Genomic DNA, 25,635 nt, shown 5'->3' on the forward strand with positions numbered 1-25,635 from the left:
GACGATGGCCTGCCACTCCAGCACCGGGCAGGCCGCGACCAACAACGTGTCCAGCCCGTCCACGCCGCCTGCGGCGACGCGGCTCATCGCCTACGGCGAGTGGAAGAACGCGCACCCGGACCGCGGCCCTCTGCCGGAACCACCATCCTGCACAAGGACCTCGACCTCGCTGCCGGACGCCTGACCGTCCGGCGCGGGAGCCGGCCAGCCGACGAATCACCGGCCCACACCCGACACGTGTGTCTGCCCGCTAGGCACACCGGCCCCTGGCTCCTATTCGCTCCGTTGTGGTCTTTTCGTAAACGACCTGCCAGTGATACCTCTAGTGGGTCCATCGGCGGGAAGTGGCGGCGGCATTCAGGGGGAGATGTTGGATCCGAGTCAGGTCCCGCAGGGGGCAGGAAGCCGGGCAGGTGCTCCGTCGCTCATCCTTAACTATCCAACGGCCATGCAGTTCCCGGCTATGCCGTCGCCTGAGAAGATCGTCTTCACCTACGATCCAGGGCCCCGGCGTTTGCCCGGCTCGTCCGGTTTGATCATGTGATGCCGTAGAGAGCGAGGACGCGGGGGCGGTCGGTGTGAGCTCGGCGTCCGGCGGTGGTGTTGACGTAGCCGGCGAGCTTGAGTGCGCTGCGGATCAGGTCACGGAGGGCAGCGAGGACGGCGGGCGCGTTGTGGGTTCTGACCTGGGACTTATCCTCTCCGAAGGCCACATCTCGGACCCAGTGGACGGTGTTTTCCACCGTCCAGTGCCCGCGGGCCCAAGACGCGATCTCGGCCGCGCTCGCTTCTTCGGCGGTCAGGTCGGTGATGGCATAGACGGTCTCGCTGGACCATTTCTTGGCTCCGTAGAGGCGGCGTCGGCGCTGGATCCTCAGGGCCTGGGCCGCGTAGGGAAAGAGAAGGCCCGCGACGGTGACGACCTGGACGATCCGTTGCTCGTGGCGGCCGTGCCCTCGCGCGTCGTCGCGGTGGATCACGGGGATGTCCTTCCAGGGCAGGGCATGGAGTTGGCGGGCCTGGCCCCGCTGGTTGTTCTTGATGGTCAGCAGGTAGTGGGCGCCACGTTCGTGCAGGTAGGTGGCGTGGTCGCGTTGGGCGTGGAGGGCGTCGGCGGTGACGACGGTCCCCGCGAGGTCTGTGTCGTCGATGTGGTCGAGCAGGGGTGCGAACTCGGGGATCTCGTTTGTCTTCGCGCCGATCTCGCGCGAGGCGAGAGTGACACCGTCGCCGTGGCGGACCGCGGACAGTAGGAAGACCCGGCTGCCGTCCGGTCGCTTCGCGCCGCGCAGGCACTTGCCGTCCACCGCGATCGCCCGGCGCCTTGACCGCGCCGGCGCGGCACTGGCGGCTGTCCGATGGGCCCGGCGTTGTTCGCGCTCGGTCCCACCGTCGGGCATCACTGGATCCGGCCGGCAGGGCTGCGCGGACAGCAAGGGCCGGAGGCAGTCGTAGCCGGCCGCGCTGATCTCACCGGGATCCAAACGACCCAGAACGCTGCGCAGAGTCTTCTCGCTCGGGACGCGGTAGCGGCCCAGCAACGGGTGGTAGGGCAGGCCGAAGGCGGCCAGCTCCTCCGGCGTCGCACGCCGGCACCACTCCGCCGCCGCGGTGATCGAATCATGGCCAGCCGCAGTCATCGCGCAGATCACCAGGGCCAGCAGCGAGGAGATCCGGTAACGCACCCCGCAAGCCCCTCGGGGGTCGGTGACCGACTCCAACTCGGCAACGAGACGACGGACTTGAACCCGTGCGACAGCCTCACCAAGGACCTCCAGGCAAGGTGCGTGAGGCGCGGGAGCAGCGACAGAGGATGATGGAGGGATGAACACGGCACCTTCGTGGATCTTGAAGCCTAGAGAACTCCATGATCCCCAGGTGCCGTGTTCACCTGCTTCCGGGGCCCGCTGTCGCGATCAACCACTCCAAGTCAGGACGAACCAGGCACACGCCGGGGCCCTGACCTACGATCCCGACGAGTTCGAGAAGTTCGTCGAGGAGTGGGTGCCCGCGCTGGACAGCCTGTACGTGCGGGTGGTGCGCCAGGGAGGCACTGGCGACCACGGCATCGACGTAGCCGCGTTCCTTACTCACCAGAGCCTGGAAGGTTCCTGGCACAACTACCAGTGCAAGCGCTACAAGGGAACGCTGGCCTGGAGCACCGCCGCGGGTGAGATTCGGAAGATGTTCGCGGGCGTGGTCACCGGTGAGTTCATCGTGCCCGAGCAATACACCTTCGTCGCCCCGTCCATCGGCCCCAGCCTGCAGCAGGCCCTGCAACGCCCGGTCGGTACTCGCAAGGCCTTCGTGGAGGCGCTTCGCGAGACCACGGACAAGGTCATCACAGACTTGGGCCCGCGGTTGAGGCGCGAGGTCGAGGAGTTGGCGGCGGGTACGTCTTTCGAGATGTTTCAGACCGTCAACATGAAGCAGATGCTTGAACAGCACAAAACCACTGACTACTGGGTGAAGCGATTCCCGCCGGAGTCCCCGCCGCGCCCGGCCGTCATGGAACCGCCCGAGAAGCCGGAGCCGCGCGAGGCCCGCTACGTGCAGCAGCTCGTCCAGGTCTACGCTGAGCGCTGGCCCAGTGATGCCAGCACGGTTACCCAGATTGCGCAGCATCGCACGGCCGGCCCGCACTTGCGCCACCAGCGTGAAGCGTTCTTCAGCGCCGAGTCTCTGCGCCGCTTCGGGGAGGAGGCCTACCCTGCGGGTCATTTCGAGGCCATTGTCAAGGACATATACGACGCCGTGATCGATGTGGCGAGGGATGACCACCCCACGGGGTGGAAGCGTCTGCAGGCCGTCACCTCGCAGGCGATCAATGCCGGGCTGACGCAGACGGTTTTCGCTCAGCACGTGAGAACTCTGGACCGTACCGGGGTATGTCATCACCTGGCGAACGAGGACGAGCTCACGTGGTGTGAGGGAGAAGGGACATGAAACCGCTTAACAGCCCGCTGGAGATCGGCGTGCGGGCACTGGTGCTGCTCTCGGAGAGCCATCCCGATGCTCTGGACCTGGCCCAGCTCGCGCTCTTGGACCATGCCGTGCTCCACAGCGGAGAGTTCGACGGGCCGCCCAGCCTGCACCCGGACCTGCCCGCTCGCTCGGGAGAGCTCGGCCTGAAGCGCACAGTCCTCGAACAGGCACTTCTGGTGCTCATCCGCGCTGGCCTGGCCGAACTCGAAGCTGACGGGAGTGGCCTGGTCTACCGGGCCACTGAACGTGGCCCGGCCTTCGTGGACGTTCTCGAAGCCCCGTACGTTCTGCGGCTCCGCGAGCGCGCCGAGTGGGCCGTCCACCAATGGGCCCCGGACACCGACGTACGCGCCACCACCCGGTCCCTGCTGACGGCTCCCCCGGCCCCCGTGACCATCCGCCCGTTCGAGGGCCATCGTGGGTAGTCTCCAGCTGGTCCACCTCACTTACGCCGGCTCGGGCAAGCCTTCAGCGCAAATCGTCTTCGGCCCCGAGCTGACCACGATCTACGGCGCCTCCGACACCGGGAAGACCTTCATCGTCAGGTCTGTCGAGTACATGCTCGGTGGCGCCCAGCTGACCATGGTCCCGGAGGCCGAGGGATACACCCAGATCCTCCTCGGGCTGCTGCTGCCCGACGGTAGCCCGCTGACCCTCGTCCGGCGCCCCAGCACCAACTCCACGCACCTGCACCGCGAGGACCTCCGCGACCTGGTCCACCGACCGGCGGACACCATCGTGAACTCGGTGCACAACGCCCGCAGCAAGAACAGCCTCTCGGTCCACCTGATGCACGCCATGGGATTAGACGAGGTCCTCATCCGCAAAAACGAAGCCGGTGGCACCCGCTCCCTGACGCTGACCGATCTGGTGCACCTGTCCGTGGTTACAGAGGACCGCATGATCGCCATGCCCTCCCCGGTCCTACGCACCGGCACCGCCACCACCCGCACCCCGGAGACGTCGGTCATGCGGTTCCTCCTGACCGGGGAGGGAGACCCTTCCGTCGACACCGGGCCCAACGCGGGACAGCGGCGTGTGAACAGGGGACAGATCAACCTTTTGGACCAGCTCGTGATCGACTTGTACGCGAAGCTTGAGTCGGACGAGACTGAGCGCGACCTCAAGGACCGCCTGGCGCGGGTCAAAACCGCGATCGACGCGCAGAGCACTGCCCTGCGCGCGGCCGACGAAGGTCACCGCGAAGCGGTACGCGAGCGCATGACGCACGCCCGCCGACTTGCTGGGCTAGACGCAATACCGGTGACTTTGGTGTTTTCGGATCGTTGGGTGAGGTGTGCCAAGGCCCGGACAGGTGAAGTCGTCAGCAGGCGAGCGGTTGTCGGATCGGATTGCGGTCGGGGTGCTGACCCGCGCGTTTCCGCCGGAGTTGGTGGACGAGGTGATCGCGGAGTGCGGTCGGGCCGAGCAGCGGCACAGGCTGCTGCCGGCTCGGGTGGTGGTCTATTTCGTGCTGGCGATGTGTCTGTTCTCCGGTCAGGGATATGAAGAGGTCGGGCGGCTCCTCACCCATGGGCTGGAGCGGATGGGGCGGTGGAAAGGGCCGTGGCGGGTGCCGACCACCGCGGCAATCGGCCGGGCCCGTCTGCGGCTGGGCCCGGAGCCGCTCAGGGGCCTGTTCACCAGGGTGTGCCGTCCGGTAGCGACCGAGAACACGAGCGGGTCCTGGTACCGCCGGTGGCGGCTGGTCGCGGTGGACGGCACCACCTTCGACCTGCCCGACACCGAGGCCAACGCCGCCTTCTTCGGGCGCCCCGGCGTCAGCCGCGGGCAGGAGAAGAGCGCCTACCCACAGGCGAGGGTGGCCGCGCTGGTCGAGTGCGGCACCCACGCGGTCTTCGCGGCTGAGACCGGGCCGCTGGCCGTCCATGAAACGGTGCTGGCCCAGCGCCTGTTCAGCTCGCTGACGCCGGGGATGATGCTGCTGGCGGACCGGGGCTTTCACGGCTTCGACCTGTGGCGGGCCGCCGCAGCGACCGGCGCCGACCTGCTGTGGCGGGTCAAGAATGATGCTGTCCTGCCCATCCGGGCCTTGCTGGTGGACGGCTCCTACCTCTCGGAGATCGTCGCCGCCAGGGACAAGAACCGCCGCGCGGACCCGGTCAGGGTCCGCGTTATCGAGTACACCCTCGGCCGCGACGGCAGCGGCACGGTCTACCGGCTGATCACCACCGTCCTGGACCCACGGGCCGCGTCGGCCACATCGCTGGCCGCGCTGTACGCCCAGCGGTGGGAGATCGAGAGCACGCTGGACGAGATCAAGACCCACCAGGGCGGGCCCCGCCTCGTCCTGCGCTCCCAGCACCCTCGCGGGGTCGAGCAGGAGATCTTCGCCTTCCTGCTGGTGCACCACGCACTGCGGGACCTGATGCACCAGGCCGCACGGCAATCGGACCAGGATCCCGACCGGATGTCCTTCACCCGCACCCTGCGCATCATCCGCCGCCACGTCACCGACCAGGCGGCGTTTTCCCCCCTCCCGGCTGGCCCGCGCACTCACAGCGGCCCTGCGTGAGATCCGAGAACGCCCCCTGCCCCCACGCCGATTGCGCTCCAGCCCCCGCGTCATCAAACGCAAGATGTCCAACTGGAAACTCAAACGCACCGAGCACCGCAACCCGCCCCGGCAGGACACCCCCACAGTGACGCTGGTCGGACCGACCAAGACCAGACCGACCCGCCGAGAAAAAGCCTAAATCACCGGTATTGGGGCTAGACGAGCGGCTGGCCGAGGTCAGCGATCTGCTGGGACGGTTTAGCCTGCTGGAGGACCAGTACCGCTCCGATCTGGAGCGTTTGGTCATGGTCAACGAGGCTGGCAGCATCCTCGGCTACTTCCGCGTCGGAACCTGCGTCTTTTGCGGAGCGGATCCAGAGCACCAGCACCCCGGCCACAGCCAGCAGGAGGCCACTCAGCTCCACGTTGCGGTGCAGGCGGAGGCCGCGAAGACGACTGCTCTGCTCACCGATCTCCTGCCGACTATCGCCGACCTCGCCCGCGAACAGGAAGAAAGCGCCCGGACGTGGCAGGCCGTCAAGGACAACCTGGAGGCGCTGGACGAACTCATCGCCGAAGCCGAGGGTCAGCTCGTACCGCTCAGGGCGGGCCTTCAAGAGCTGCTGGACGCACGATCTGCAGTCGAGCGGGGGCTGGAATTGCACGCGCGGATCGCGGAACTTGAGGACAAGCGCTCTCGCCTCGACGGGGAGGGAGCGGTGCCCGCTACCCGGCCTGCGGAGTACATCGCCGCCCGGGTCGTCAACGACTTCGACTCGGTCCTCCAACGCACCCTGGGCAGCTGGGAAGTACCGGCAGTCGACAACTCTGGGTACGACCAGTACAACGCCGAGATCCGGGCCGGGGGCCGAACGCGCGCTGGTCGTGGCAAGGGCGTGCGATCCGTACTGCATTCGGCCTTCACTACCTCCCTGGCCCGCTTCTGCATCGAACGAGACCTCCCCCATCTCGGCTTCGTCGTCCTGGACTCCCCTGTGGTCACCTACCGCCAGCCGGTGAAGTCCACCCCAGAGGACCCCGACGTACCCGACGTGCGCATCACATCCACCGTCGTGGACCGCTTCTACGAAGACATGCTCGCCTTCCCTGGCCAGGCTGTGATCATCTAAAACGGCGATCCGCCCCTCGGCGTCCTCTCCGAGGCCACCACCTATAATTTCACCGCTGCCGACGGTCGCCCTGGCTTCCTCCCGTGAACCCCGTCGATTCCATGGTCTGCAGGGCCTGCGCTGCAGCAACGATGCCTCTGTTGCCCTAATAGAACCTCAATGCCAGCGGGTGCGAGCGAATCACGCACTGGGTCGCGTGCGAGCTGGCTGGCTTTTCACGGTGCGCTCAGTTGGGAGATGGACCGACGGTCACCCGGAAAGCGTTGCGGCACATCGACATGGCGTTCACGCTGTGGGACGTGCGCTCGGCCACCACCTGGACACTGGACCTGAGCATCCTCACCGACGCGGGGATCACCCTCAAACGGCCGCCCAGCGCGGCCGCGCGCCCTGGGGTCGCAGCAGCGACGCTCGCTGCCGAACGCGGTGCCCCGCGGCCTGCCCGCGCCAGTGCCGATGCAGCGCTTGTTCCGCAGGGCGAAGCGGTAGCCGCCTCAGCAGGGGACATGAGCAGCACGGCTGACGTTTCCTCGCGTCGAGGGAGCGGGCACCCGCACTGTACTGACAATCCGCGCCATTCGCGGCGTCGTATCCCTCGGGGGCCGCTTGAGCCATGCCCGGTGCAAGGGCTTCACCGACGGGTTCATCGGCCTGGCGGCGAAGTCCACCAGGTCCATGGCGGACTTCCACGGATCGGCGCTGAACACGATCTGGGAGGCAATGCGCAGGCAAGCAGTCCGCACCAGGGGGTTGTAGGCCGCCCGGTCCTTCCGACCCGCGTTCCTGCCGGACGCGGCCGGGTACCTGCGCGAGAACACGGCGAAGCGCTCCATGACCACGGCATCGGCACCGGTCAGGAAATCCGGCGTGGCCAAGAACCACGCGAACTCGGCTGCTGCCGCAAGATCCGCGAAGACACCACGAGCAGAGACCATCTCCTGCCCACGGGCCTGAAGGTGCTCGTACAACAGCTCCTGCAGGTCCTCCAGCAGGACATCCGAAAGGGGAGGAGCCACCATATTCCGGAACTCGGTGCTGCATCGCCGCGGCTTCCCGTCCGAGGCATCGCGGACGAAGCCCCGGCACCTGTCATGCCCCAGCCTCACCTCTCCGGCGCGAACCGACTCCCTGCAGGTGGAGCAGGCAGCGAGCAGATAGCACCCGTGGCGGAGGCACGCGAACGCCCACGGGGTGGACCAGTCCAAAGACCAGCGCCCGCCTCGCTCATCGACGCAGCCTGGACAAAACCTCAGCTCCACGGGGTCGATCCAACTCGACTTCACCAGAGGGAACTTCTCTTCGGAGGCAACTCCCGCTGCCTGTGCGGGCAACGCGGTCCCGGCAAAGCGCATCCAGGTCATGGCCTGGATCTCGTCCGCCAGCAGACCGGTCGCCGCCGACACCCGTTGAGCAGCCGCGCCACTCAATCCGAACACGGCAGACCGCCGCCCAGCCGCCGAGACCCGTGCCGCCCCCTCGCCCGCACCGAGAAACCCACAGGCCCCAGCCATGCTCACACGATCGACTTCGTACTCCGCAGCAAAGTGGTCCAGCCAGCTCAGCAACGCCTCACCCGGGAGCGGCACCGGCACAACGGGCAACCGCCGCACCGTCCGTGCGGCCGGAGTATCTACTTCAACCACACTGCACTGTACGTACCTAGGACGTGGCGAGGGCCACGGCTGCCGCATGGCCGGCGTCGACGGGTACGTCGGCCAGCGTCCAGCCGGGAAGTGGCGCTGGAGTGGGGCCGGTGCCGACGTACACCGTGTCAAGCCCGGCGGCCAAACCATGGCCAGTGCCCTTGCAATACGCCTCTTTGCGTGTCCAGCAGCGGGCGAGGGCAACGGGCCGGTCGTCGTGCGGGAGGGTGGCGAGCTCTGCGCGCTCCCGCGGGTGGAGCTCGGGGGCAATCGCGTTCACCGCGCCGATGTCCCGAACGGTCTCGACGTCCGTACCGACGAGGGTGTCGGCGACGGCGATCAGGGCCAGATCGCCGCTGTGCGAGAGAGAGAATTGAGGGCCGCCGTCCTTGGTGACCGGTCGCCCGTGTGGGCCGCCGCAGCCCCGGCAGGGGGCGCGGCCGATGGTGACGGCCGCCGGGTCCGCTTCACCGAGATACGCTCCCAGCAACCGCCGCAGAGCGATGTGCGAGGCCCTGAACCGGTCCCGGTCGGCCTGCCGGCGGAAGGCGCCGAGCCTGGCGCGCTCGGTGCCATCCAGGAGCTGGAGATCCTCCTGCCCTGCGGTGGCGGTGTGCTCGGGCACCCGCACGAGCCATATCTCCGGGACACGGGAAGCCAGGCGAGGCAGGGGGCCGGTCAGCGGACCAGCCGCGAGAACTCGTGGTACCATCCTTCTCACCGGCCCATCCCCCAGTCGGTTGCTCAGCCATGCGGTCACAGATCGAACGCCGGTGTTCTGGTGGCAGCTCTCCCCGGCGTGGTCCGCGGCCGGCGCGAGGTCATAGGAGTTGCCAGGCATCACTCAGTTGATCCTGGGAAGAGCGGGTGGGCAGACCGGCGATGACCCAGGCGAGCGCCTCGTAGAGGGCAAGCGTGCCGCTGAGCGGCGTACCGCCCTTCGCCAGGGTCTTCTGCAGTCGGTACAGGTGGGTGAAAGCTTGTTTGGTGTCCTTCCGCTGGAGGAGGGTCTTGATCTGGCCGGCGGCCTTCGTCGTAGCGGCGTCGGCGTCACCCTCTGGGATGTGGTCCAGTTCGGTGAGGGTGGTGTGCGCGGCCAGAAAGCGCTGGGCGGTCTCGAGCTGCTGAGTCTTGACAGGCAAGGTCTCCTGGGGTGCGGCGGCCGTCAGCAGGGCGAGTTCGAGGACGTCCTGTCCGACGCCGTCTGACTTCCCTGTGACCGTGCCGACGAGCAGGACGTCGGGGGCACGCTCGGGTGTCGGCCCGAGGCCCGGCTCTGCAAGCAGCAGTCTCAGTGCCAGCAGATCGGACTCGATCGCCGACGACGGCGCCACCACGCTGAGCTCCGCTTCCCGTGTCGCCGGATCGAGGACGGCAAGAACCGCTGCGGGACTCACCTGCGCGGGGCTGCCGGAGCTTTCCTGACCGGCGGCCGTAACGGTGCGACGCTCCTGGTCCCAGTGAATCTTGTCCGGACCGTCCGCGGTGAAGGCAGCCACCGTGAAGGACCCCGCGCCGAAGTCCACGTATTCACGGGCCAGTTCACGGTCCACCAGGATGCGGAAGTACTCCGTTTGTGCTGCTGTGAAATCGAGCCCGTCGGTGGCTCCGGTCCGGATGGCTTTGCCGGTCTTCACGACGGGGGGCGCCAGCCAGTTCTTCGGGCTGTCATCGTGCCCGGCCGGCGCAAGAGCGAAGCGCACGGGCAGTCCGATCTCTCGGCCGAAGGCCAAGTCCGCTGCATCGTGGCCCGGGTTGACGAGGACGGCACCGGTGCCAAATTCCGGCTTGACCCAGGCTGCGGTCCAGATCGGCAGGAGGTCGCCGGTGAGCGGGTGCCGACAGTACCGGCCGGTGAAGGCGGAACCGCGTCCAGGCTCCAGGCCGGAACTCAGCGGGTGCCCGGGATGCACGGCCACTGCGCATGCCGCGGGGCTGGGCGACCAGTCGGTGGTGAAGACCTCGAGCGTGACGTCGGCCGGTGTGGGATCCTCCAGCGGAAAGGTGAACAAGGCGCCGGGGGTGCGGCGGATGGTCTTGCGCTGACGAGACGCCAGAGACTGCGGCCATACGCCATCGTGCTCAGCCCCGACGCGCTCCCGGGCCGCGGGTGTGGGGACGTACCGGACCTCTCCTGTGCGCGGAGGCTCGCCTTGGCTGGCCAGTCCCGCCGCAGCGGCGAGTCCGGTCAGCGCCGTGGCCGCATCGGCGCTGCCGTCGACGGCAGCGGACACTCGGCCTTCGACGGCGGAAAGCCGGTTGACGAATCCGGCGTAGCTGCGGCAGCGCAGGGTCACCATGGGCGCCTGAGGGTCCGTAAGGGACAGTACGATGTGGTTCACACGTCTCTCCAATGTGGCGGTCGTGCGTGCAGGGGCCGAGCGTCGCCGTCCGCCAACGGGCTGGACAGGGCGACCAGTTGCCGCCGGTGGCCGAGACCCGGCTCTTCTGCGAGAGATCAGGCCTGATGCTTGGCAATGTACTCGACAGCGTCGCCGACGGTCTTGAGGTTCTTGACGTCGTCGTCGGGGATCTTGACGTCGAAGCGCTCTTCGGCGGCAACGACGACCTCGACCATGGACAGCGAGTCGACGTCCAGGTCGTCGGTGAAGGACTTGTCCGGCTGGACGTCCTCGCCCGGGATACCCGCGATCTCGTTGACGATCTCGGCGAGACCGGAGACGATCTCCTCCTGCGTGGCGGGCATAGTGGTGCTCCTTCAGTGAATTGAGAGGGTGCGGCGTTTGCCGGGGAAAATTACAGGCTGCGCACGAGACCGCCGTCGCAACGCAGCGCCGTCCCCGTGATGTACGACGCCGGCGCGCTGCAGAGGAACGCGGCGGCCGCGGCGAATTCCGCGGGGCGGCCGTAACGGCGGGCGGGAATCGAGGCGATCGACGCCTGCTCCACCTCGGCAACGGTACGGCCGGAGTGTGCGGCGTTCGCGGCGTCGACCGCAGCAGTGCGGTCGGTCTCGATACGGCCGGGCAGCAAGAGGTTGACGGTCACACCGTCTGCAGCGACCTCTGCGGCCAGCGTCTTCAGGTACGCGGCCAGTGCGGCGCGGCCGAGGTTCGACAGCGCCAGGTTCGGCAGGGGCGCGGCGATTCCGCTGGATCCCACCGCCAGAATTCGGCCCCAGCCGCGTTCTCGCATGGCCGGCAGGGCCTGCGTGACCAGCCGGATGTGCTGGCGCAGCAGCGCCTCCAGCGCGACGTCGACGTCGGTGACACCGACATCGGCCGCCGGAGCGGGCTTGGGGCCGGGGCCGTTGAGTACGAGAACGTCGGGCGGCCCGAATGCCGCGACCGTCGCCTCGAACAACTCGGCCGGGCCGTCCTCAGCGAGAAGGTCCACCTCGATGCCGACGGCTCTGGGCAGCCCCGCGGCGATCTCCTTCGCCCGATGCCCCCGTCTGCCGCAGACCACGGTGTCGGCCCCTTCCGCGGCCAGTGTCCGGGCGATAGCCTCGCCGATACCGCCCGTAGACGAGCAGACGAGAGCGGTACGGCCCGAAAGTCCGAGATCCATCAGTCGACCTCCGCGTTCCTGTAAGGGGTCCGTTGGGGGGTCGGGCCGGGGGCTGCGCGCCTGTGGAGCAGCCTGTTCCCGAGGACGGCGAAGAGTGCCCCGCCCAGCATGATCAATGTGCCGAGCACCTGCACGCCCGTAAACGACTCACCGAGGAAAACGGTCGAGAAGAAGGAACCGAAAACCGGCACGGTGAACATCATGATCGTCGCTGTGGACGGACTCACGCTGCGCAACCCCCGGTAGTAGAAGAGATAGGCGATCGCCGTCGGCCCGACGGCGAGGAAGACGACGTTCGCCCACGCCGAGCCCGGGACCGCCTGCCACGACACCTCACCCGCCGCCGGTATGGCGAGCACGATGAGTCCCAACCCGCCGACGCCGGTTCCCCATGCGGTTGCCCGCAGCGGGTCCACTCCTGCCAGGAGCGACTTTGACAGGATGCTGTAGGCAGCCCAACACGCGGCTCCCGCCACGAAGATGAGGTCGCCGACCAGCCGGGTGGATCCGGCCGCCTCCCCTCCGATCCCGAGGAAGAAGACCAGCGCTCCGGCCACACCGACCGCCAGCCCGGCGATTCTCGCCCAGGCCGCCGTCTCCCGGCCGAGCACGAGCAGGGTGGCGGTGGTGAGAATCGGGCTCAGCACCGGCACGATGATGCTGCCGTCGAGCGAGGGGGCCAGGGACAGTCCCCAAAAGAAGAAGACGTTGTAGGCCAGTACACCGAGCAGGCCCGCCAGCCCCGCGCGTACGGCCGCGGCGCGTCCGATCGGTTGCGAGCGGCCGCGGAGCACCATGGCAAGGATGATCAGCAGCAGTCCGCCGCCTCCGAACCGGAGGGCTGCGGCGACCTCGTGCGGCATCTCGCCGACGACCACCTTGGAGCTCGCGAACGCGCTGCCGAACATGACCATGGTGACGAGGAGGTTCAGGTAGGGAGCGGCGGCGGAGCTCGCCCCGGCCGGACGCGACACCTCTGTTGTCATCGGTACCTCACCGCTCCCTTAACCATCGTGCCGCTTCGGCCTCGTGCTGTTCGTTTTCCATAGATCCAGAGCCTACTGTCGCGTGATCACATTGATGTCGAAGGGTGTACGTGGCTGCTGCTTGCCGCCCATCGGCCGGGCCGACGGGCGGCAGGACACGTGCTAGCGGCCGGCGACCCTGTCGAGAACCTCTTCGCCCTCGGGGTTGCGCTTCGCTTTGATGATCTTCTTGTGCGGGTCGCTGTCCATGACCAGCGGAAGGACCCCCGCCTGAGTGGCCATGCCCGCGAACGGCGACCACAGTGGCCCGTCGTGGAGAGCCCGCAGATCGGTCAAGCTCAGTCCGCTGATCCGCTCCAGCCGGGCGGCGAGCGCACCGTGGTCTTCCTTCCCGGCCAGTAGTGCGCGGATCCGGTCTTCGTCCGGGAGGAGCTCGGGGAGCTCTCCGGCGAGGTAGTCGTGCAGGTTCGCCGCGCCTCCCGCGAAGGGGGAGTAGACCATGCAGACCAGCTGCCTAGTGTCCACCCCGAACGCGTCCTCGCCGTACCGGGTCGCCGCCGTACGCATCGACTCGACGCCGGCTTCGGTGCGGTAGCGGTTCGCAATCTCCTCGACGAGGTGCTCCGGGAAATGCTTGCGGCGCATCAGCTCCAGCGCGAAGTCCACGTACTGGGCTATGCCCTCTTGGTAGGTGCGCTGGTAGACGCGCTCGGTCCGCAGGCCTCGCAGGTGGGCCATGAGCGCGGGGTTCGCGCAGTCGGACTCGGTGAAGTTGAAAGCGATCTCGTCGAAGACGAAGCCGAGGAAGTCCGTCAGGAGCTTCCAGTGCGCCCCCGAGGCGTAGCTCGTGTAGTCGTAGATCGAGAAGAACTCCAGCGCGGGGATGTCCGAGGTCACCCCGCGTTCCTTGACCCGTTCGGCGTTCTCCGAGCCGTGGATCTCCTGGAAGTAGGCCTGTGCCAGCCCGTCGAGCGTCTCCAGTGTGCCCTTGAACCCCTTCTTGGCATCGGCGGGCTTCTGGCCGGCCCCACGCGCCAACTGGCGGATCCACAGAGCGTAATCCCGCTGCTCCTGCGGGGAGTCGCCGGTGATGATCAGGTCCACGCCCCCGCCGTGGCGGGCCGCGACGCCGAAGGAGTTCGCCACATTCAGATTGCAGGCATTGCAGAACGTGGCCCTGCCATCGCCGTAGCTGCGGTGCCCGGACATGAGCATGTCGGTCCGGTTGAACGCGATCAGCCGGTGAGGCATGCTGCGGTCCCGGTCGAAGGGCACCACTTGGCCGCCCTCCACGAGCAGCAGCTCAACGTCCGGGTCGTCATAGAGGCCCAGCGCGCGGTAGGTGCGGTCGATGTTCAGCATCACCTGGTACGGCATGCCGCCGTGCCGCATGGTCACCACACGCAGCTTGAAGGTCGCGCCGCACCGTTCGGCGAGAGCCAGGTGGACCGCGCGCACGAACGCCACCGCATAGGCGCTGTCCTTGCCGCCGCCATACGCGACCATTACCGTGTTTTGCTCAATTTCGTCCTGCCGTGGCAGGGCGTTGTACAACGTGGTGGCGCACTCCTCGACGGCCGGCACGTCGTGCTCCGGGAGTGCCCCCATCAAGTTGTTCAGCACTGCAGTGCGCATCGGCATCCTTCCTGGCCGCTCCGCCCCGAAGGGCGCAGCCAACATCGGTCGTCAAAGCCCCGGGTGTCGAGGTTTGTCGTCATGAACAGACGTATCGGACAAGGCTCCATGGGGCCGACGGCGCGCGGGCGCCTCTCGTCATACGTCCGGTACGGGGACGGTCCTGCCGGTTCTCTGTGTCTGCTGCCGGCTCGCGAGCCGACAGAACCTGGCGTGTCGAGCTGCATACGGACCGCCCTCACAGAATGCGGGTGGTTCGAGATTAAAGAAATCCATCGACTCGAGCCGTTCGATGCCCGGACACAGGCTTTGGCCTAAGCCTCAGGGCGCAGAGAACCCAACTTCGCAGGTGTGCCCGCGCAGTCGGGCTGGCGGAATCCGGGATGCTGGAATCCGCATGAAACTGACGGTGGTCGTGGGCGACTTCGAAGTCATCTCAACAACATCAATGAGTCCATGTCAATAAGGACTTGAGGTGCCTGGAATGGAATGTGTGAGCTATGCCACTGCACGAGACCGCGACACGCCGACGGGGCTGTTTTGGGCACCGCGATTTGTCACAACATGTCCGATCGTAGAACCTGAACGAGGTGTCCGGATATTGAGACAGGGGTTCCGGTAAACGATCTTGTGCTCGTAACGTCAAGGTCAGCGCAGGCAACCGGTGTTGATTGACCGTCACATCGAGGGAGGGGCACTACTGAGGTTCACGGTTCCTTGCGGCCGCCCACTGCCTGGCCGGGTAGGCCTGGATTACATGGGAACTCCGCTCTGAACTCCTCCACAGAATCCTCCGTGAAGGGCGCGCCGTCGCGTCGCTCTCTGATGAGTCCGTGCGCTATGTGTTGCCATGCCGCACCGGACGCGGCGGAATACAGGCGTCGCCCTGGAGTACCGGTGCGCACTGCGTCGATGTGAAGTCCGCGGATTCCATAACGGTTTCGCGGAATCAGGGGTCAATCTCCTGCTCTACTCCTGGTTCTTGTGCTGTCGGCGCTCAATTCGCGACGGTAGACCAAGTCCATGTCCACACTTCCGAGCTCCGGAGGAAACATATGTCTGCAGTACATACCCCGCCGTTCCAGCCGCGGAAGGCGGAAATTCTTGACGCGACACTGCGTGATGGTTCCTACGCAGTCGACTTCCAGCTCGACGAGAAGTTCGTCGGTGAGCTCCTCGGCCGGCTCAATGAGACGCCGATCGGCAAGGTCGAGATCGGACACGGCCTCGGCTTCGAGGCGGAGCGGTCCGGCATCAAGGCCTGCAACATCGATCTCGCGCGCTGGTGCGCGATCGCGCGGGAGGAGCTGACGGCCACCTCGTGGGGCATGTTCGCGCAGCCAGAGTTCAGCCGGCTCTCCACGCTCCGCGAACTTTGTGACGAGGGAATGTCGTTCGTCCGCATCGGCATGGAGCCCGAGCGGGTCCCGGACCACCTCGAGTACATCGAGCGCGCCACCGAGATCTGTGGCGAGGTCTACCTCAACCTGATGAAGACGAGCGGCACGCCCGCTGAGGAGATTCCCGGCCTGCTGAGTGGCGTCACTCCCGCCATCGCCGGTGTGTACGTGGTGGACTCGTACGGCTCCATGCTTCCCAGCGACGTCCACCGCTACGTGGCCGTCGCGAAGGAGAGCTTCTCCGTCATCGGATTCCACGGCCATGACAACCTGGGCATGGCAAACGCGAACAGCATCGCCGCGATCGAGGCGGGCGCCGCGATCGTCGACGGAACGCTCGACGGAATAGGCCGCGGCGCCGGCAACGCGGAGACCGAGTCGCTGGCCGGGATCATCAGCACTCTCGGTGAAGATCGGTTCGACTACAAGCAGCTGGCCAGGCTCGCGCACTTCTGCCGGACCAGCCTGGACCTCCTGCCCGAAGACCGGAACATGCAGGTGCTCGGCGGCGTGATCGGCATGCACTCCGGATTCTTCCCGCTCATCGAGCAGTTGTGCTCCGAGCTCATCGTCGACCCGGCTTCCTTGATGGAGGCCGCCGTCGAGCTGGCCCCGCGGAGCGCGGGCAAGAACGACATCCGTGCCGCGGCTCAGCGAATTTCCCAGCGCACGGCCGTGGCCTGACCCCTTCAAACCACGCGAATAGGGAGCAACAAAGTGCGACTGGCACGGTTCAACACCGAAGACGGGCACCAGATTCTGGCGAGCCACCGCGGCGGCTGGATTTCACTGTCCGGCATCGAAGGCTACAAAGCCCCGCACCGCCTGGCCGACCTGCTGGACGCGTCCCGCAGGAGCGAGCTCGCCGGGCTGCTCGAGTCCCGGCCGGACGCCGAGCCGGCCGACGTCCGCCTGGAGGAGGCCGCGACCATCATCGACGCCGGCGACATCTGGGGGGCCGGCCTCAACTACAAGGGGCACTCCCAGGACCTGAGCGCACAGCAGCCCTCGTCCGGGCCCGGCTCGTATCTGCGGCCGGCCAACTGCCTCATCGGAAACGGCGGGGTGATCGAGCTTCCGTCGCAGAGCAAGCGGGTGACCGCGGAAGCGGAACTGGGCCTCGTCGTCGGGACGGAATGCAAGAACGTGCGGCGCGACGAGTGGAGGTCGGTCATCGCGGGTGTCACGGCCGTCCTCGACATGACTGCGGAAGACGTCATCCGAGAGAACCCCCGCTACATTCCGTGGGCCAAGGGATTCGACACGTTCTGCAGCGTGGGCCCGCAGCTGGTGACCCTCGACGAGTTCGAAGACGCGGACCTTCAGTCGATCCGGGTCTCGACCGTGCGCAACGGTGAGGTCGTCGCCTCCGCACAGGTCTCCGACATGAAGTACGACCTCGGCTACCTGGTCGAGTACTTCACGGCCGGCCGCACCCTCGTGCCCGGAACCGTCATCTGCACGGGAACTCCGGGAGCCGCAGTGATCAACTCCGGCGATTCCATCACCTCTGTCGTAGAGGGCATCGGCACCCTCTCCCACTCCGTGAAGGGCTGAAGGCGTGCCCGTACAGCAGATATCAGTGGCAGACGCGATCGAGCACACCATCCAGGAGCGTCCCGAATGCACTGCCCTGGAGACCGCGGACGGGGTGCTCAGCTACCGGGAATTCGGCGAGCAAGTGCGGGAGTTCATCGGGCAGCTCGAAGCACTGACCGCGCCCGGTGAGTTCATCGGGATCGAGGCCATACGTACCTCGGGCTCCATTGTCGCCATGGTGGGCGCATTGCGGGCCGGACGCCCGTTCGTGTTCATCGACCCCCGTGACAGCGGGTCCTCGAACAGGACCAAGGTGTCCTCGCTCGGTATCAACAGGGTCGCCAAGAGCCCTGCCTTGTCGCACCCGCCAGAGCTCGTCGACACGCCGGCCGAGTGGCGCGGGGACGCGGGAGAGCGGCAGCTGCGGGCACCTGCGGAGCTTGCGCCGTACCAGGGCAGTGTGGGTTACGCGATCCACACCTCGGGATCGACGGGGGAGCCCAAGTGTGTGCTGGTGCGCACCGGACCGCTGGCCCGGATGGTCCAGGACCATGTGCGCTCTCTGGAGTTGGGCACAAAGAGCCGTACGCTGCAGTTCGCCCGACTGACCTTCGACGGATGCATCACGGAGATCCTGTGGACCCTGACCGCAGGCGCGTGCCTGGTGGTTCTCGGTGAGGAGCAGCTCAGCCCAGGAACGGTGCTCCAGGCCACTCTGGAGAAGTTCCGCATCACTCATCTGAAGACGACTCCGTTCGCGCTGACGGCGACCGAGCCGTCGAGCGCGATGAGCCTGGAGCACGTCATCAACGGCGGCGGAGCCTGCCGCCAGGCGGTGGTACAGAAGTGGTCGTCGGAGGCGGCGCTCCACAACGCGTACGGGACCACGGAGACCACCGTCTGCAACTTCCTCAGCGACCCGCTGGACCCGGACGACTGCACCGAGTCCGTGCCGCTCGGCGCGGTGGTGGGCGATTGCAGTTACGACATCCTCCCCCTGCCGACGGCGGGCGGGGACGGGCCCACCGGATCGCAAGTCACCCGTGGTGAGCTGGTCATCACCGGCGAGAGCGTCGCGATCGGCTATCTGACCGCGCAGGGCCTGCGGCCCTTCACCGACGGCGCGGCGAGCCGGGTCTACCGGACCGGCGACATCGTCGAACGCCGCGGCGGGCAGGTCTTCTTCGTCGAACGGCTGGACCGGCAGCTGAAGATCCGGGGCTACCGGCTCGATCCCGGCGAGATCGAGAGCGCGGCATGCCGGCTCGACGGAGTCGTGGAGGCGGTGGTGACCGCAGAGTCGCATGAGGGCGCGGACGACTACGCCGCTGAGGCTCTGGTCTGCTACTACCAGGGCACCGTCACCCCCCGGGCGCTGCGTGCGCACCTGGAGACGGTCCTCGACTCCTACAAGGTCCCCTCGGTGATCCAGCAGATCGAGTCGCTTCCCTACACGCGTAACGGCAAGGTCGATCGCGACGCTCTCAAGGCCAGCCGTCATTCCGCGCCGGAAGTTGGTGAGACCGGCGGCAAAACCGTCCCGCCGGAGGAGCAGATCCTCGATCTGGTGCGCCACCTCACCGGTGTGAACGACGCCGCCCTCAACGACAACTTCTATGACATCGGTGGCGATTCGGCCTCCACGGTGATCCTCGTCAACAAGCTGAAGGAACTCGGCTGGATGGATGCCGGTGTCCGGGACGTACTCCGGGCGGAGAACTTGAAGGTCCTTGCCGACGAACTTCGTGACCGGGGTGTGTGAAAGCGATGTGTGGCGTATGCGGGACTTTTTCCCCGAACGGTGGGGTTGATCGCAGCATTGCCGCTGCCATGCACTCCCGGCTCATCCACCGTGGGCCCGACGAGACCTACTCGCTGAACACCGAGACGATCTCCGCGAAGCTCGGCCGCCTCGGCTTCACCGGCCTGACCGACGGGTGGCAGCCGGCCGAGGACCGCAGCGGCCGCTACGTGGCCATGACGAACGGCGAAGTGTTCAACGCTCGGGATCTGCGCGCCAGAGTGGGCGCCGACCGGCAGAACAACGGCGTCGACGTATCCGTCATCCCAGAGCTAGTCGCACAGTACGGGATCGAGGGACTCCGACTGGTGGACGGACAGTTCGCCACGGTCGTTCTCGACCGCGCCGAGAATGCGATGTTCCTGGCCAGGGACCGGTTCGGCATCTGCCCGATGTACTACACCGCTACGGGTCCGGACGTGCACTTCGCCTCGGAGATCAAGCCGCTGGTTCAGTGCGTCAGCCGGTCCTGGAAGGTGGATATGGGGGCGGTCGACCAGTATTTCTCGATGGGCAACATCGTCGCGCCGCGCACTCTCGTGAAAGAGGTGCAGGCCGTTCCCCCCGGCTGCGCCGTCCGGTTCGACGCCAGTGGCCGGGAGACCCTGCGTTACTGGCGCTACGGCGACTTCGCACCGGCCGCGGAACCCGTATCCGGCGAGGCGCTGCGCGAGGGACTGCAGCGGTCGGTCCGGGACCGCCTGCATGCCGACGTGGAGATCGGCGCCTATCTGAGCGGAGGATTCGACTCCACCGCGATTCTGACGGAAGCGGTGGCTCTCACTGCCCGGCCTGTCCGGACGTTCTCGGTAGTCTTCGACGATCCGGGCCTCGACGAGGGACGTTTCCAGCGGGAAGTGGCGCAGGCAGTCGGAAGCAAACACGAGCAGATCCTGTGCCGGCAGACCGACATCGCCTCGAAGTTCGAGCAGATGGTCCGGCACTGCTGCTATCCGCAGCGTGAGACGTACAACGTGGCCGCCATGATGCTGGCCGATAGCGTGCGCTTCTCCGGAATCAAGGGAGTGGTGTCCGGCGAAGGCGCGGACGAGCTGTTCTTCGGCTATGACTCCTACGCCTTCGACAGTGCGACCCGCTCGAGCCGGACTTCCCGCGCGGAGAACGAGCGGGCGTGGGGCAGGGCGGACTTCAGCTGGGAGGTCGACTGGCGCAAGGTGGGCCAGCGGCGGGACGACTACCTCGCCCCTGTGGCGCAAGAAGCGCTGGAAGGCGACGAGTTCTGGCGTACGAGGCTCATCCCGTTCTCCGAGGACGAGGTGAAGTCGCTTTCACCGATGCAGTTGCGCTCCATCGCCGACGTGTACGTCCAGCTGTCGGGCCACCTGCTCGGCGATCACGGCGACTCGATGCTCATGGGAAATTCCATTGAGGGGCGCTACCCGTTCCTCGGCAATGCGGTCGTCTCACTCGCCCTGCAAGTCGAAGACAGCGCGAAGGTGGTCGACTTCGAGGGGAAGGCCTGCCTGAAATCGGCGTACGAGGGAATCGTCCCGGACTCGGTTCTCCGCCGTGGGAAGCACGGATTCACCGCATACGATCTGCGCTCGGTCACGGATGCGCGGACCTGGGACGAGTGGCGCGGCCTCGTCGAGGCCAGTGGCATCTTCACTCCCGGCTGTCTCGGCACACGCGCCGGTCAGGGCGCGGAGAAGTGGGACTTCAGGCTCAGCGCGATCAGCATCGCCATGGTCATGGACGAGCTCGGCCTTGGACTCTGACTCCCGTGGCCCCGATACGCGCGCACTCGTGTCTGAGGATTGGAGAATTCAGTGAGTCCCGAGAGCCCAGGCATCATCGTCTTCCCGGGTGCCGGTTCGTTCGGCAGTGAGCTCCGTCCACTGCTGCGTGAGCTGGAACCCTCCGCGTGGCTCGCCCGGTATCCAGGCCGTTTCGGTAGGGATTTCGGCAAGGCGGCGGCATCGTTCCAGAAGGTCGTGGAGTCGTGCGTCACCCAGGTGGGGCGGCTTCAGCCGTATCGCCCGGTTCTCGTCGGGCACAGCTTCGGCGCCTACGTCGCCTATGCCACGGCAAGGGAACTGGAGGACCGCGGGACGGAGGTCTCCGCACTGGTGGTCGCCGGAGCCACCGCGCCGGCCCTGCTCACGGTGCCAGAGCAGGCGTGTCGGAGCCGGTCGGACACTGCGGCCTACCTGGACGGTATCGACCCTGGCCTGCTGCCGGACGAGTCCGATGAGTGGCGGGACATCGTTGTGGACACCGCGGGGGAGGACCTCCGGGTACTCAGGGAATTCACCGCCTCGGCCCATCCGGAAGTGCGGTGTCCGGTCTTCGCCGTGCGTGGTGAAGAGGACCCGCTCACGTCCGCAGGCGGAATCGGCGCATGGGCCGGTGTCACTGCCAAGGGGTGTATCCACCGGGAATTCCCAGGCGGTCACTCGGCCCTGCTGAACTCGCCCGAATTCGCCGCATGGCTGCGTGAGATACGTGTACGCGGCTGAGCAAACGCCGTCCCTGGCGGGAAAGGAGATCTGTCCTGTGAACAGCCGTCCCCTCACCGCGGGCGGGCACCTGGTGGTTATCGGCGGTGGTGCCGCCGCGACGGCGGTGCTGCACCAACTGACGGAGCACGCCGGGTTCCGGCCCGGATCGGTGACGGTGGTGGACCCGCGGCCGGCCGGGTTCGGCGTGGCCTTCGGCACCACCGACCCAAAGCTGCGCTGCAACACCTCGGTCGATGTCACCTCGCTGTACCGCGCTGACCGCTCTGACCTCCAGCGCTACCTGGCGGCACGGGGCTGGCCGGTGGGCCGCGCCGACTTCGTCCCGCGTGCGCTGGTCGGGCAGTACTGCCGGGAACGGTTCGGGCAGCTGAGCCGGGAGCTTCAGGCGCGGGGGGCCCAGGTGCGCCAGGTGACCACGCGGGCCCGTACGGTACTCCCGGCAGAACGCGCGGGCGAGGGATACCGGGTCACCCTGGACGACGGCAGCACGCTGGAGGCCACCGATGTGGTGGTGGCGGCCGGTGGCGACCAGCCGCACCTGCCCGAGCTGCTGCGCGCGTATGCGGACCATCCGGATCTACTTGCCGGCCCCTACCCCACGGACCGGCTCCGGGCACTGCCCACCGACGCCAGAGTGCTGGTCGTCGGCAGCAAGCTGTCCGCGGTGGATGCCGCTCTGGTGCTGTGCGGGGCTGACCGGCAGGTCACCTTGTGCTCGCCTTCCGGCGAACTGCCAGCCGTCCGCAACCGGCTGTGCCGTACGGCCCGGCCGACCGGGCTGTTGGCCGACTTGCGCGAACTGAACCCCGGCACCCCGGATTTCGACCGGACGCTCACCCGGGTCCTGGCGCGCGCCGTCCGGAGCGCCAGGGCCGGCTGGGGGCACCCGGCGGCCGCGCTGCGTCGGCAATTCGGCACCGAACCCAAGGCGCTGGAGCGGCTCACCACAGAACTGCGGCAGACCGAGGCGGGCGACAATGCCTGGCAAGACGTGATCGCCGAACTCATCGAGGCGGTGAACGACTGGACCGAGGGCTGGCCCTCCGCCGAGCGAGACCGTCTGCTCACGCGCTTCCGCCCGCTGATCGCCCGCCACATCTCGGCCATCCCGGTGTCCAGCGCCCGCGCCCTGGCCGGGCACGGCCTGGCCGGACGGCTCGCCGTGCGCCGCGGCACCCCTGCGGCGCTCACACCGGACCCGGACGGCGGCTGGCAGGTGCGCTGGACGGCCGCCGGCCCGGCCGAGCACCACACTCATGTGCTGTCGGCCTCCGGATACCTCAGGCCTGCCGTGTGCACGCACGGCCCCGCGCTGCTCGCCCTCGGTCCCGCCGCCTGCTCCCCGCACTGCGCTCCACCGCTCACCGGCCCGGACCTACGGCTGCTGCGTCCCGGCGGAGCCGACCCGGAACGCATCTGGATGGTCGGAGCCATGGGGGCCGCCCGCACCGCCATCGTCAACTACCTGTGGACCGCGGCTGGCCAGGCGGGCACCGTCGCCCAGGCCCTCGCCGTCTCCACCCGTTGAATCCTGTCGAAAGGACGCCGCCCATGTACGTGCTCGTCGATCCCGTCTCCACCGGCCGTGAGCTGGCCGCCGCCTTCCGCGAGGAGGGTGCGGACTGCCTGCATCTCTACGAGGCCGCCCTGCACGCCGAGCACGCGAGCGACCCGGCCCCGCACACCGGCCTGCTGACTGCCACCGGACCGCAAGCCGTTGCCGAGGCCGCAGAGCTGCTGCGCGACAAGCAGATCACCGCGGTGATCGCGGCCAGCGAACGCGGGGTGCTGCTGGCCGACGCCCTCGCTCACGCACTCGGACTGCCGCACCACGACGTCCAGCTGGCCGCCGCCCGCCGTGACAAGGAACTCATGGTGCGCGCCCTCGAGGCCGAGAGCGTGCCGGCCGCCCGCACCCGGGCAATCAGCTCGCTCACGGAGCTCGACGAGACCCTCGACGCCTGGGGCGCTGCCCCCGGCACCCCGCTGGTGGTCAAGCCGCGCAACAGCGCGGGCAGCGACGGCTGCACCGTGGTCGCCAGCCGCGCCGAAGCCCGCGCAGCGGCCGAGGCCACCCTGCTCCAGCCCAATCTGATGGGCGAGACCAATACCGACGTGCTGCTTCAGGAGTACCTGGAGGGGACCCAGTACATCGTCAACACCGTCAGCATGGACGGCCGCCACCTGCTCTCGGAGGTGTACCGGGAGCGCATCGACACCATCGCCGGGGCGCCGGTCCTGCGCCACATCGTCTCCCGACCCCAACTCGACGACCGCGAGCAGGACCTCGTCGCGTACGTGCTGCGCTGTCTGGACGCCCTCGGCATCCGGGAAGGCGCCGCGCACACCGAGGTGATGCTCACCACGGCCGGACCACGCCTGGTGGAGGTCAACTCCCGGGTGATGGGGCCGTCCCTGGCACCCGACCCGTACCACGCCGCCTTCGGCTACAGCCACCAGCACCTGGTCGCCGAGCGTTTTCTGCGCCCGGACGACTTCGCCCAGCGCTTCGAGCTGCCCTACGGGGGAGGCCGTACCCTCGCCAAGATCTTCCTGCGCACCTTCCGGGAGGGGGTACTGGCCGCCGTGGACGGAGCGCGCATCCTGCGCCGACTGCCCGGCTTCCACTCCATCGACCGGCTGCCCGCGACCGGCGTGCCGATCCCGGACCCGACGCTGACCACCGGCGCCTCCGGCATCGCCTACCTCGTCCACGATGACGAGGAACTTCTTTACAGCTCCCTGGGGTTCATCCACCACCTGGAGGACGACGGCGCCTTCTACCGCATGGCCGACCCCGGCCAACGGCACGACGCCAGCGAGCCGCTGCAGCGGACGGCGGCCTGATGGCAGGGGCACCCGCACTCATCGCCCTCTCGGTGCTGCTTCAGGCCGCCGCTGAGGCGTTCCTGTCCGGCCGCATCAGTAGCGGCGACAGCCTGCGCTTCTCTCTGGTGGCCTTCTTCGGCTGCACGCTGCTGTTCCTGGCTGTGAGCCGGATACGCCGCACACCGGCTCGCCGGGCGGCAGAGCCGCATGCCGGGCCGGGGAAACTGCGCCTGTTCGCGGCCCTCAACGTAGCCAGCGCGGTGACGTTCCTGGGCCTGTACCTGGCGCTGGTGTGGGTGCCAGCTGCGTTCGCCGCCAGCCTGATGGCGGGGGTCGGCCCGACCGCCGCGACGGTGCTCGCCACCCTGTCAGGCCGACGCCACACGGCGGCGAGCTGGCTGCGCTCCGCAGGTCTGTTCGCCGCCTCCGTGATCACCGCTGCGGCCGTCCAGCCCTCCCTCCTGGACACCTCCACTTGGCAGTCCGGGCCAGCCGCCAGCGCGGTCGGCGCCGGGCTCGCGGTACTGGCCGGGGTGGGCGCCGCGGCCATCGCCCACCTGTCCCTGCAGCTCGGTGCACACGGAATCGCACCAGCCGTCGTGATGGCTCACCGCTTTCACCTGACCTACCTGCTCGCCGCCCTCGCCCTGACCAGCGACGGCCTGACCCAACCCCCTCGCCTCAGCTGGACGGTGACCGCGCTGATCGCCCTCGTCGGCGTGGTCCTGCCTCTGTACATCCTGCAGATCGGTGTCCAACGGACTCCGGCCGCCGTCACCATGGCTCTCCTCGCCACCCAACCCGGCCTCGCTTACCTCGTGCAAGGCGTACTCGGCTACCCACTTACCTGGACCGGCACCATTGCCGTCCTCTTCCTGATCGTGGCGGCCATCGTCGTCGCCCGAACCGAACACCGCGCCAGCTCCAGCGGCCCGCCCGCGGGAAAGGACACGGGTGGGGTCAAGGGAAAGGTGGGCAGCAGCCCCTAACCACGCTGCACCGTACGACAGCTTGCGCCCGTCACGCACCCGAGCTGCGGCAAGGGCGCACCAGTCACCGTCACCCTTGGTGGTCGCACTGAAATCTTTCGTGCGCTACTGAAATCTCTACTGAAATGAATCTTGCGCTACTGAAATCTTCAGAGCCACCCGACAC

20 protein-coding genes are annotated in these 25,635 nt (G+C 67.7%); 12 read left to right on the top strand and 8 right to left on the bottom strand.

Annotated elements, in window-relative coordinates; all coding sequences use genetic code 11:
- Nucleotides 1-536: 536 nt before the first annotated feature.
- Complete coding sequence (locus OG883_RS46015) at nucleotides 537-1,832, bottom strand: ISAs1 family transposase (RefSeq protein WP_266554806.1); 1,296 nt, start codon at nucleotides 1,830-1,832, stop codon at nucleotides 537-539.
- Here OG883_RS46015 and OG883_RS46020 point away from each other — a divergent pair.
- From OG883_RS46020 to OG883_RS46035, 4 genes are all read left to right on the top strand, one after another.
- Nucleotides 1,825-2,946, top strand: coding sequence for an ABC-three component system protein (locus OG883_RS46020; RefSeq protein WP_266554807.1), 1,122 nt, complete (start codon nucleotides 1,825-1,827; stop codon nucleotides 2,944-2,946). The two genes, OG883_RS46015 and OG883_RS46020, sit on opposite strands and share 8 nt — an antisense overlap.
- On the top strand, nucleotides 2,943-3,410 hold the full coding sequence (locus tag OG883_RS46025) for an ABC-three component system middle component 2 (protein WP_266554808.1): 468 nt from the start codon (nucleotides 2,943-2,945) through the stop codon (nucleotides 3,408-3,410). The genes OG883_RS46020 and OG883_RS46025 overlap by 4 nt, the downstream gene beginning before the upstream one ends.
- 872 nt (nucleotides 3,411-4,282) lie before the next feature.
- Complete coding sequence (locus OG883_RS46030) at nucleotides 4,283-5,521, top strand: IS4 family transposase (protein WP_266533290.1); 1,239 nt, start codon at nucleotides 4,283-4,285, stop codon at nucleotides 5,519-5,521.
- 191 nt (nucleotides 5,522-5,712) lie between these two features.
- Nucleotides 5,713-6,633 (top strand): hypothetical protein, encoded by a 921-nt coding sequence (locus OG883_RS46035; RefSeq protein ID WP_266554809.1) that lies wholly within the window; start codon nucleotides 5,713-5,715, stop codon nucleotides 6,631-6,633.
- A 494-nt stretch (nucleotides 6,634-7,127) separates the two neighbouring features.
- On the opposite strand, the gene OG883_RS46040 is transcribed toward OG883_RS46035, so the two are convergent.
- The 7 genes from OG883_RS46040 to OG883_RS46070 all read right to left on the bottom strand — a co-directional run bounded on the left by OG883_RS46040 (nucleotide 7,128) and on the right by OG883_RS46070 (nucleotide 14,428).
- Nucleotides 7,128-8,225: a TniQ family protein gene (locus OG883_RS46040; RefSeq protein ID WP_266554816.1), complete on the bottom strand. Its 1,098-nt coding sequence runs from the start codon at nucleotides 8,223-8,225 to the stop codon at nucleotides 7,128-7,130.
- 67 nt (nucleotides 8,226-8,292) lie between these two features.
- Nucleotides 8,293-8,901: a 4'-phosphopantetheinyl transferase superfamily protein gene (locus OG883_RS46045; RefSeq protein ID WP_266554810.1), complete on the bottom strand. Its 609-nt coding sequence runs from the start codon at nucleotides 8,899-8,901 to the stop codon at nucleotides 8,293-8,295.
- A gap of 196 nt (nucleotides 8,902-9,097) precedes the next feature.
- Nucleotides 9,098-10,618: a class I tRNA ligase family protein gene (locus OG883_RS46050; protein WP_266554811.1), complete on the bottom strand. Its 1,521-nt coding sequence runs from the start codon at nucleotides 10,616-10,618 to the stop codon at nucleotides 9,098-9,100.
- Between the two features lie 116 nt (nucleotides 10,619-10,734).
- Nucleotides 10,735-10,983 (bottom strand): acyl carrier protein, encoded by a 249-nt coding sequence (locus OG883_RS46055; RefSeq protein ID WP_266554812.1) that lies wholly within the window; start codon nucleotides 10,981-10,983, stop codon nucleotides 10,735-10,737.
- 50 nt (nucleotides 10,984-11,033) lie between these two features.
- Complete coding sequence (locus OG883_RS46060; RefSeq protein WP_266554813.1) at nucleotides 11,034-11,807, bottom strand: SDR family oxidoreductase; 774 nt, start codon at nucleotides 11,805-11,807, stop codon at nucleotides 11,034-11,036.
- Nucleotides 11,807-12,793: a DMT family transporter gene (locus OG883_RS46065; RefSeq protein WP_266554814.1), complete on the bottom strand. Its 987-nt coding sequence runs from the start codon at nucleotides 12,791-12,793 to the stop codon at nucleotides 11,807-11,809. Before OG883_RS46065 ends, OG883_RS46060 begins: the two co-directional genes overlap by 1 nt.
- 162 nt (nucleotides 12,794-12,955) lie before the next feature.
- Nucleotides 12,956-14,428, bottom strand: coding sequence for a PqqD family protein (locus OG883_RS46070; protein WP_266554815.1), 1,473 nt, complete (start codon nucleotides 14,426-14,428; stop codon nucleotides 12,956-12,958).
- Nucleotides 14,429-15,483: 1,055 nt separating this feature from the next.
- Here OG883_RS46070 and OG883_RS46075 point away from each other — a divergent pair.
- Genes OG883_RS46075 through OG883_RS46110 form a run of 8 tightly spaced genes read left to right on the top strand, consistent with a single transcriptional unit; the run spans nucleotide 15,484 to nucleotide 25,469 of the window.
- Nucleotides 15,484-16,512, top strand: a complete 1,029-nt coding sequence (locus OG883_RS46075; protein WP_266549122.1) for a hypothetical protein — start codon at nucleotides 15,484-15,486, stop codon at nucleotides 16,510-16,512.
- 33 nt (nucleotides 16,513-16,545) lie between these two features.
- Entirely contained in the window at nucleotides 16,546-17,385 is an 840-nt protein-coding gene (locus OG883_RS46080; RefSeq protein ID WP_266549119.1) for a fumarylacetoacetate hydrolase family protein, read from the top strand.
- Between the two features lie 25 nt (nucleotides 17,386-17,410).
- Nucleotides 17,411-19,129 (top strand): non-ribosomal peptide synthetase, encoded by a 1,719-nt coding sequence (locus tag OG883_RS46085; protein ID WP_266549116.1) that lies wholly within the window; start codon nucleotides 17,411-17,413, stop codon nucleotides 19,127-19,129.
- Nucleotides 19,130-19,134: 5 nt separating this feature from the next.
- On the top strand, nucleotides 19,135-20,907 hold the full coding sequence (gene asnB / locus OG883_RS46090; RefSeq protein WP_266549114.1) for an asparagine synthase (glutamine-hydrolyzing): 1,773 nt from the start codon (nucleotides 19,135-19,137) through the stop codon (nucleotides 20,905-20,907).
- A 51-nt stretch (nucleotides 20,908-20,958) separates the two neighbouring features.
- Complete coding sequence (locus tag OG883_RS46095; RefSeq protein WP_266549111.1) at nucleotides 20,959-21,648, top strand: thioesterase II family protein; 690 nt, start codon at nucleotides 20,959-20,961, stop codon at nucleotides 21,646-21,648.
- A 37-nt stretch (nucleotides 21,649-21,685) separates the two neighbouring features.
- Nucleotides 21,686-23,179, top strand: a complete 1,494-nt coding sequence (locus OG883_RS46100) for an FAD/NAD(P)-binding protein (RefSeq protein WP_266549109.1) — start codon at nucleotides 21,686-21,688, stop codon at nucleotides 23,177-23,179.
- A gap of 23 nt (nucleotides 23,180-23,202) precedes the next feature.
- The gene (locus OG883_RS46105; protein ID WP_266549107.1) at nucleotides 23,203-24,498 is read left to right on the top strand and encodes an ATP-grasp domain-containing protein; all 1,296 of its coding nucleotides are present in this window, start codon (nucleotides 23,203-23,205) and stop codon (nucleotides 24,496-24,498) included.
- Entirely contained in the window at nucleotides 24,498-25,469 is a 972-nt protein-coding gene (locus OG883_RS46110) for a hypothetical protein (RefSeq protein ID WP_266549105.1), read from the top strand. The genes OG883_RS46105 and OG883_RS46110 overlap by 1 nt, the downstream gene beginning before the upstream one ends.
- The last annotated feature ends 166 nt before the right edge of the window (nucleotides 25,470-25,635 follow it).

It is taken from the genome of Streptomyces sp. NBC_01142, assembly GCF_026341125.1.
In the GTDB taxonomy this organism is placed as follows: Bacteria; Actinomycetota; Actinomycetes; order Streptomycetales; family Streptomycetaceae; genus Streptomyces.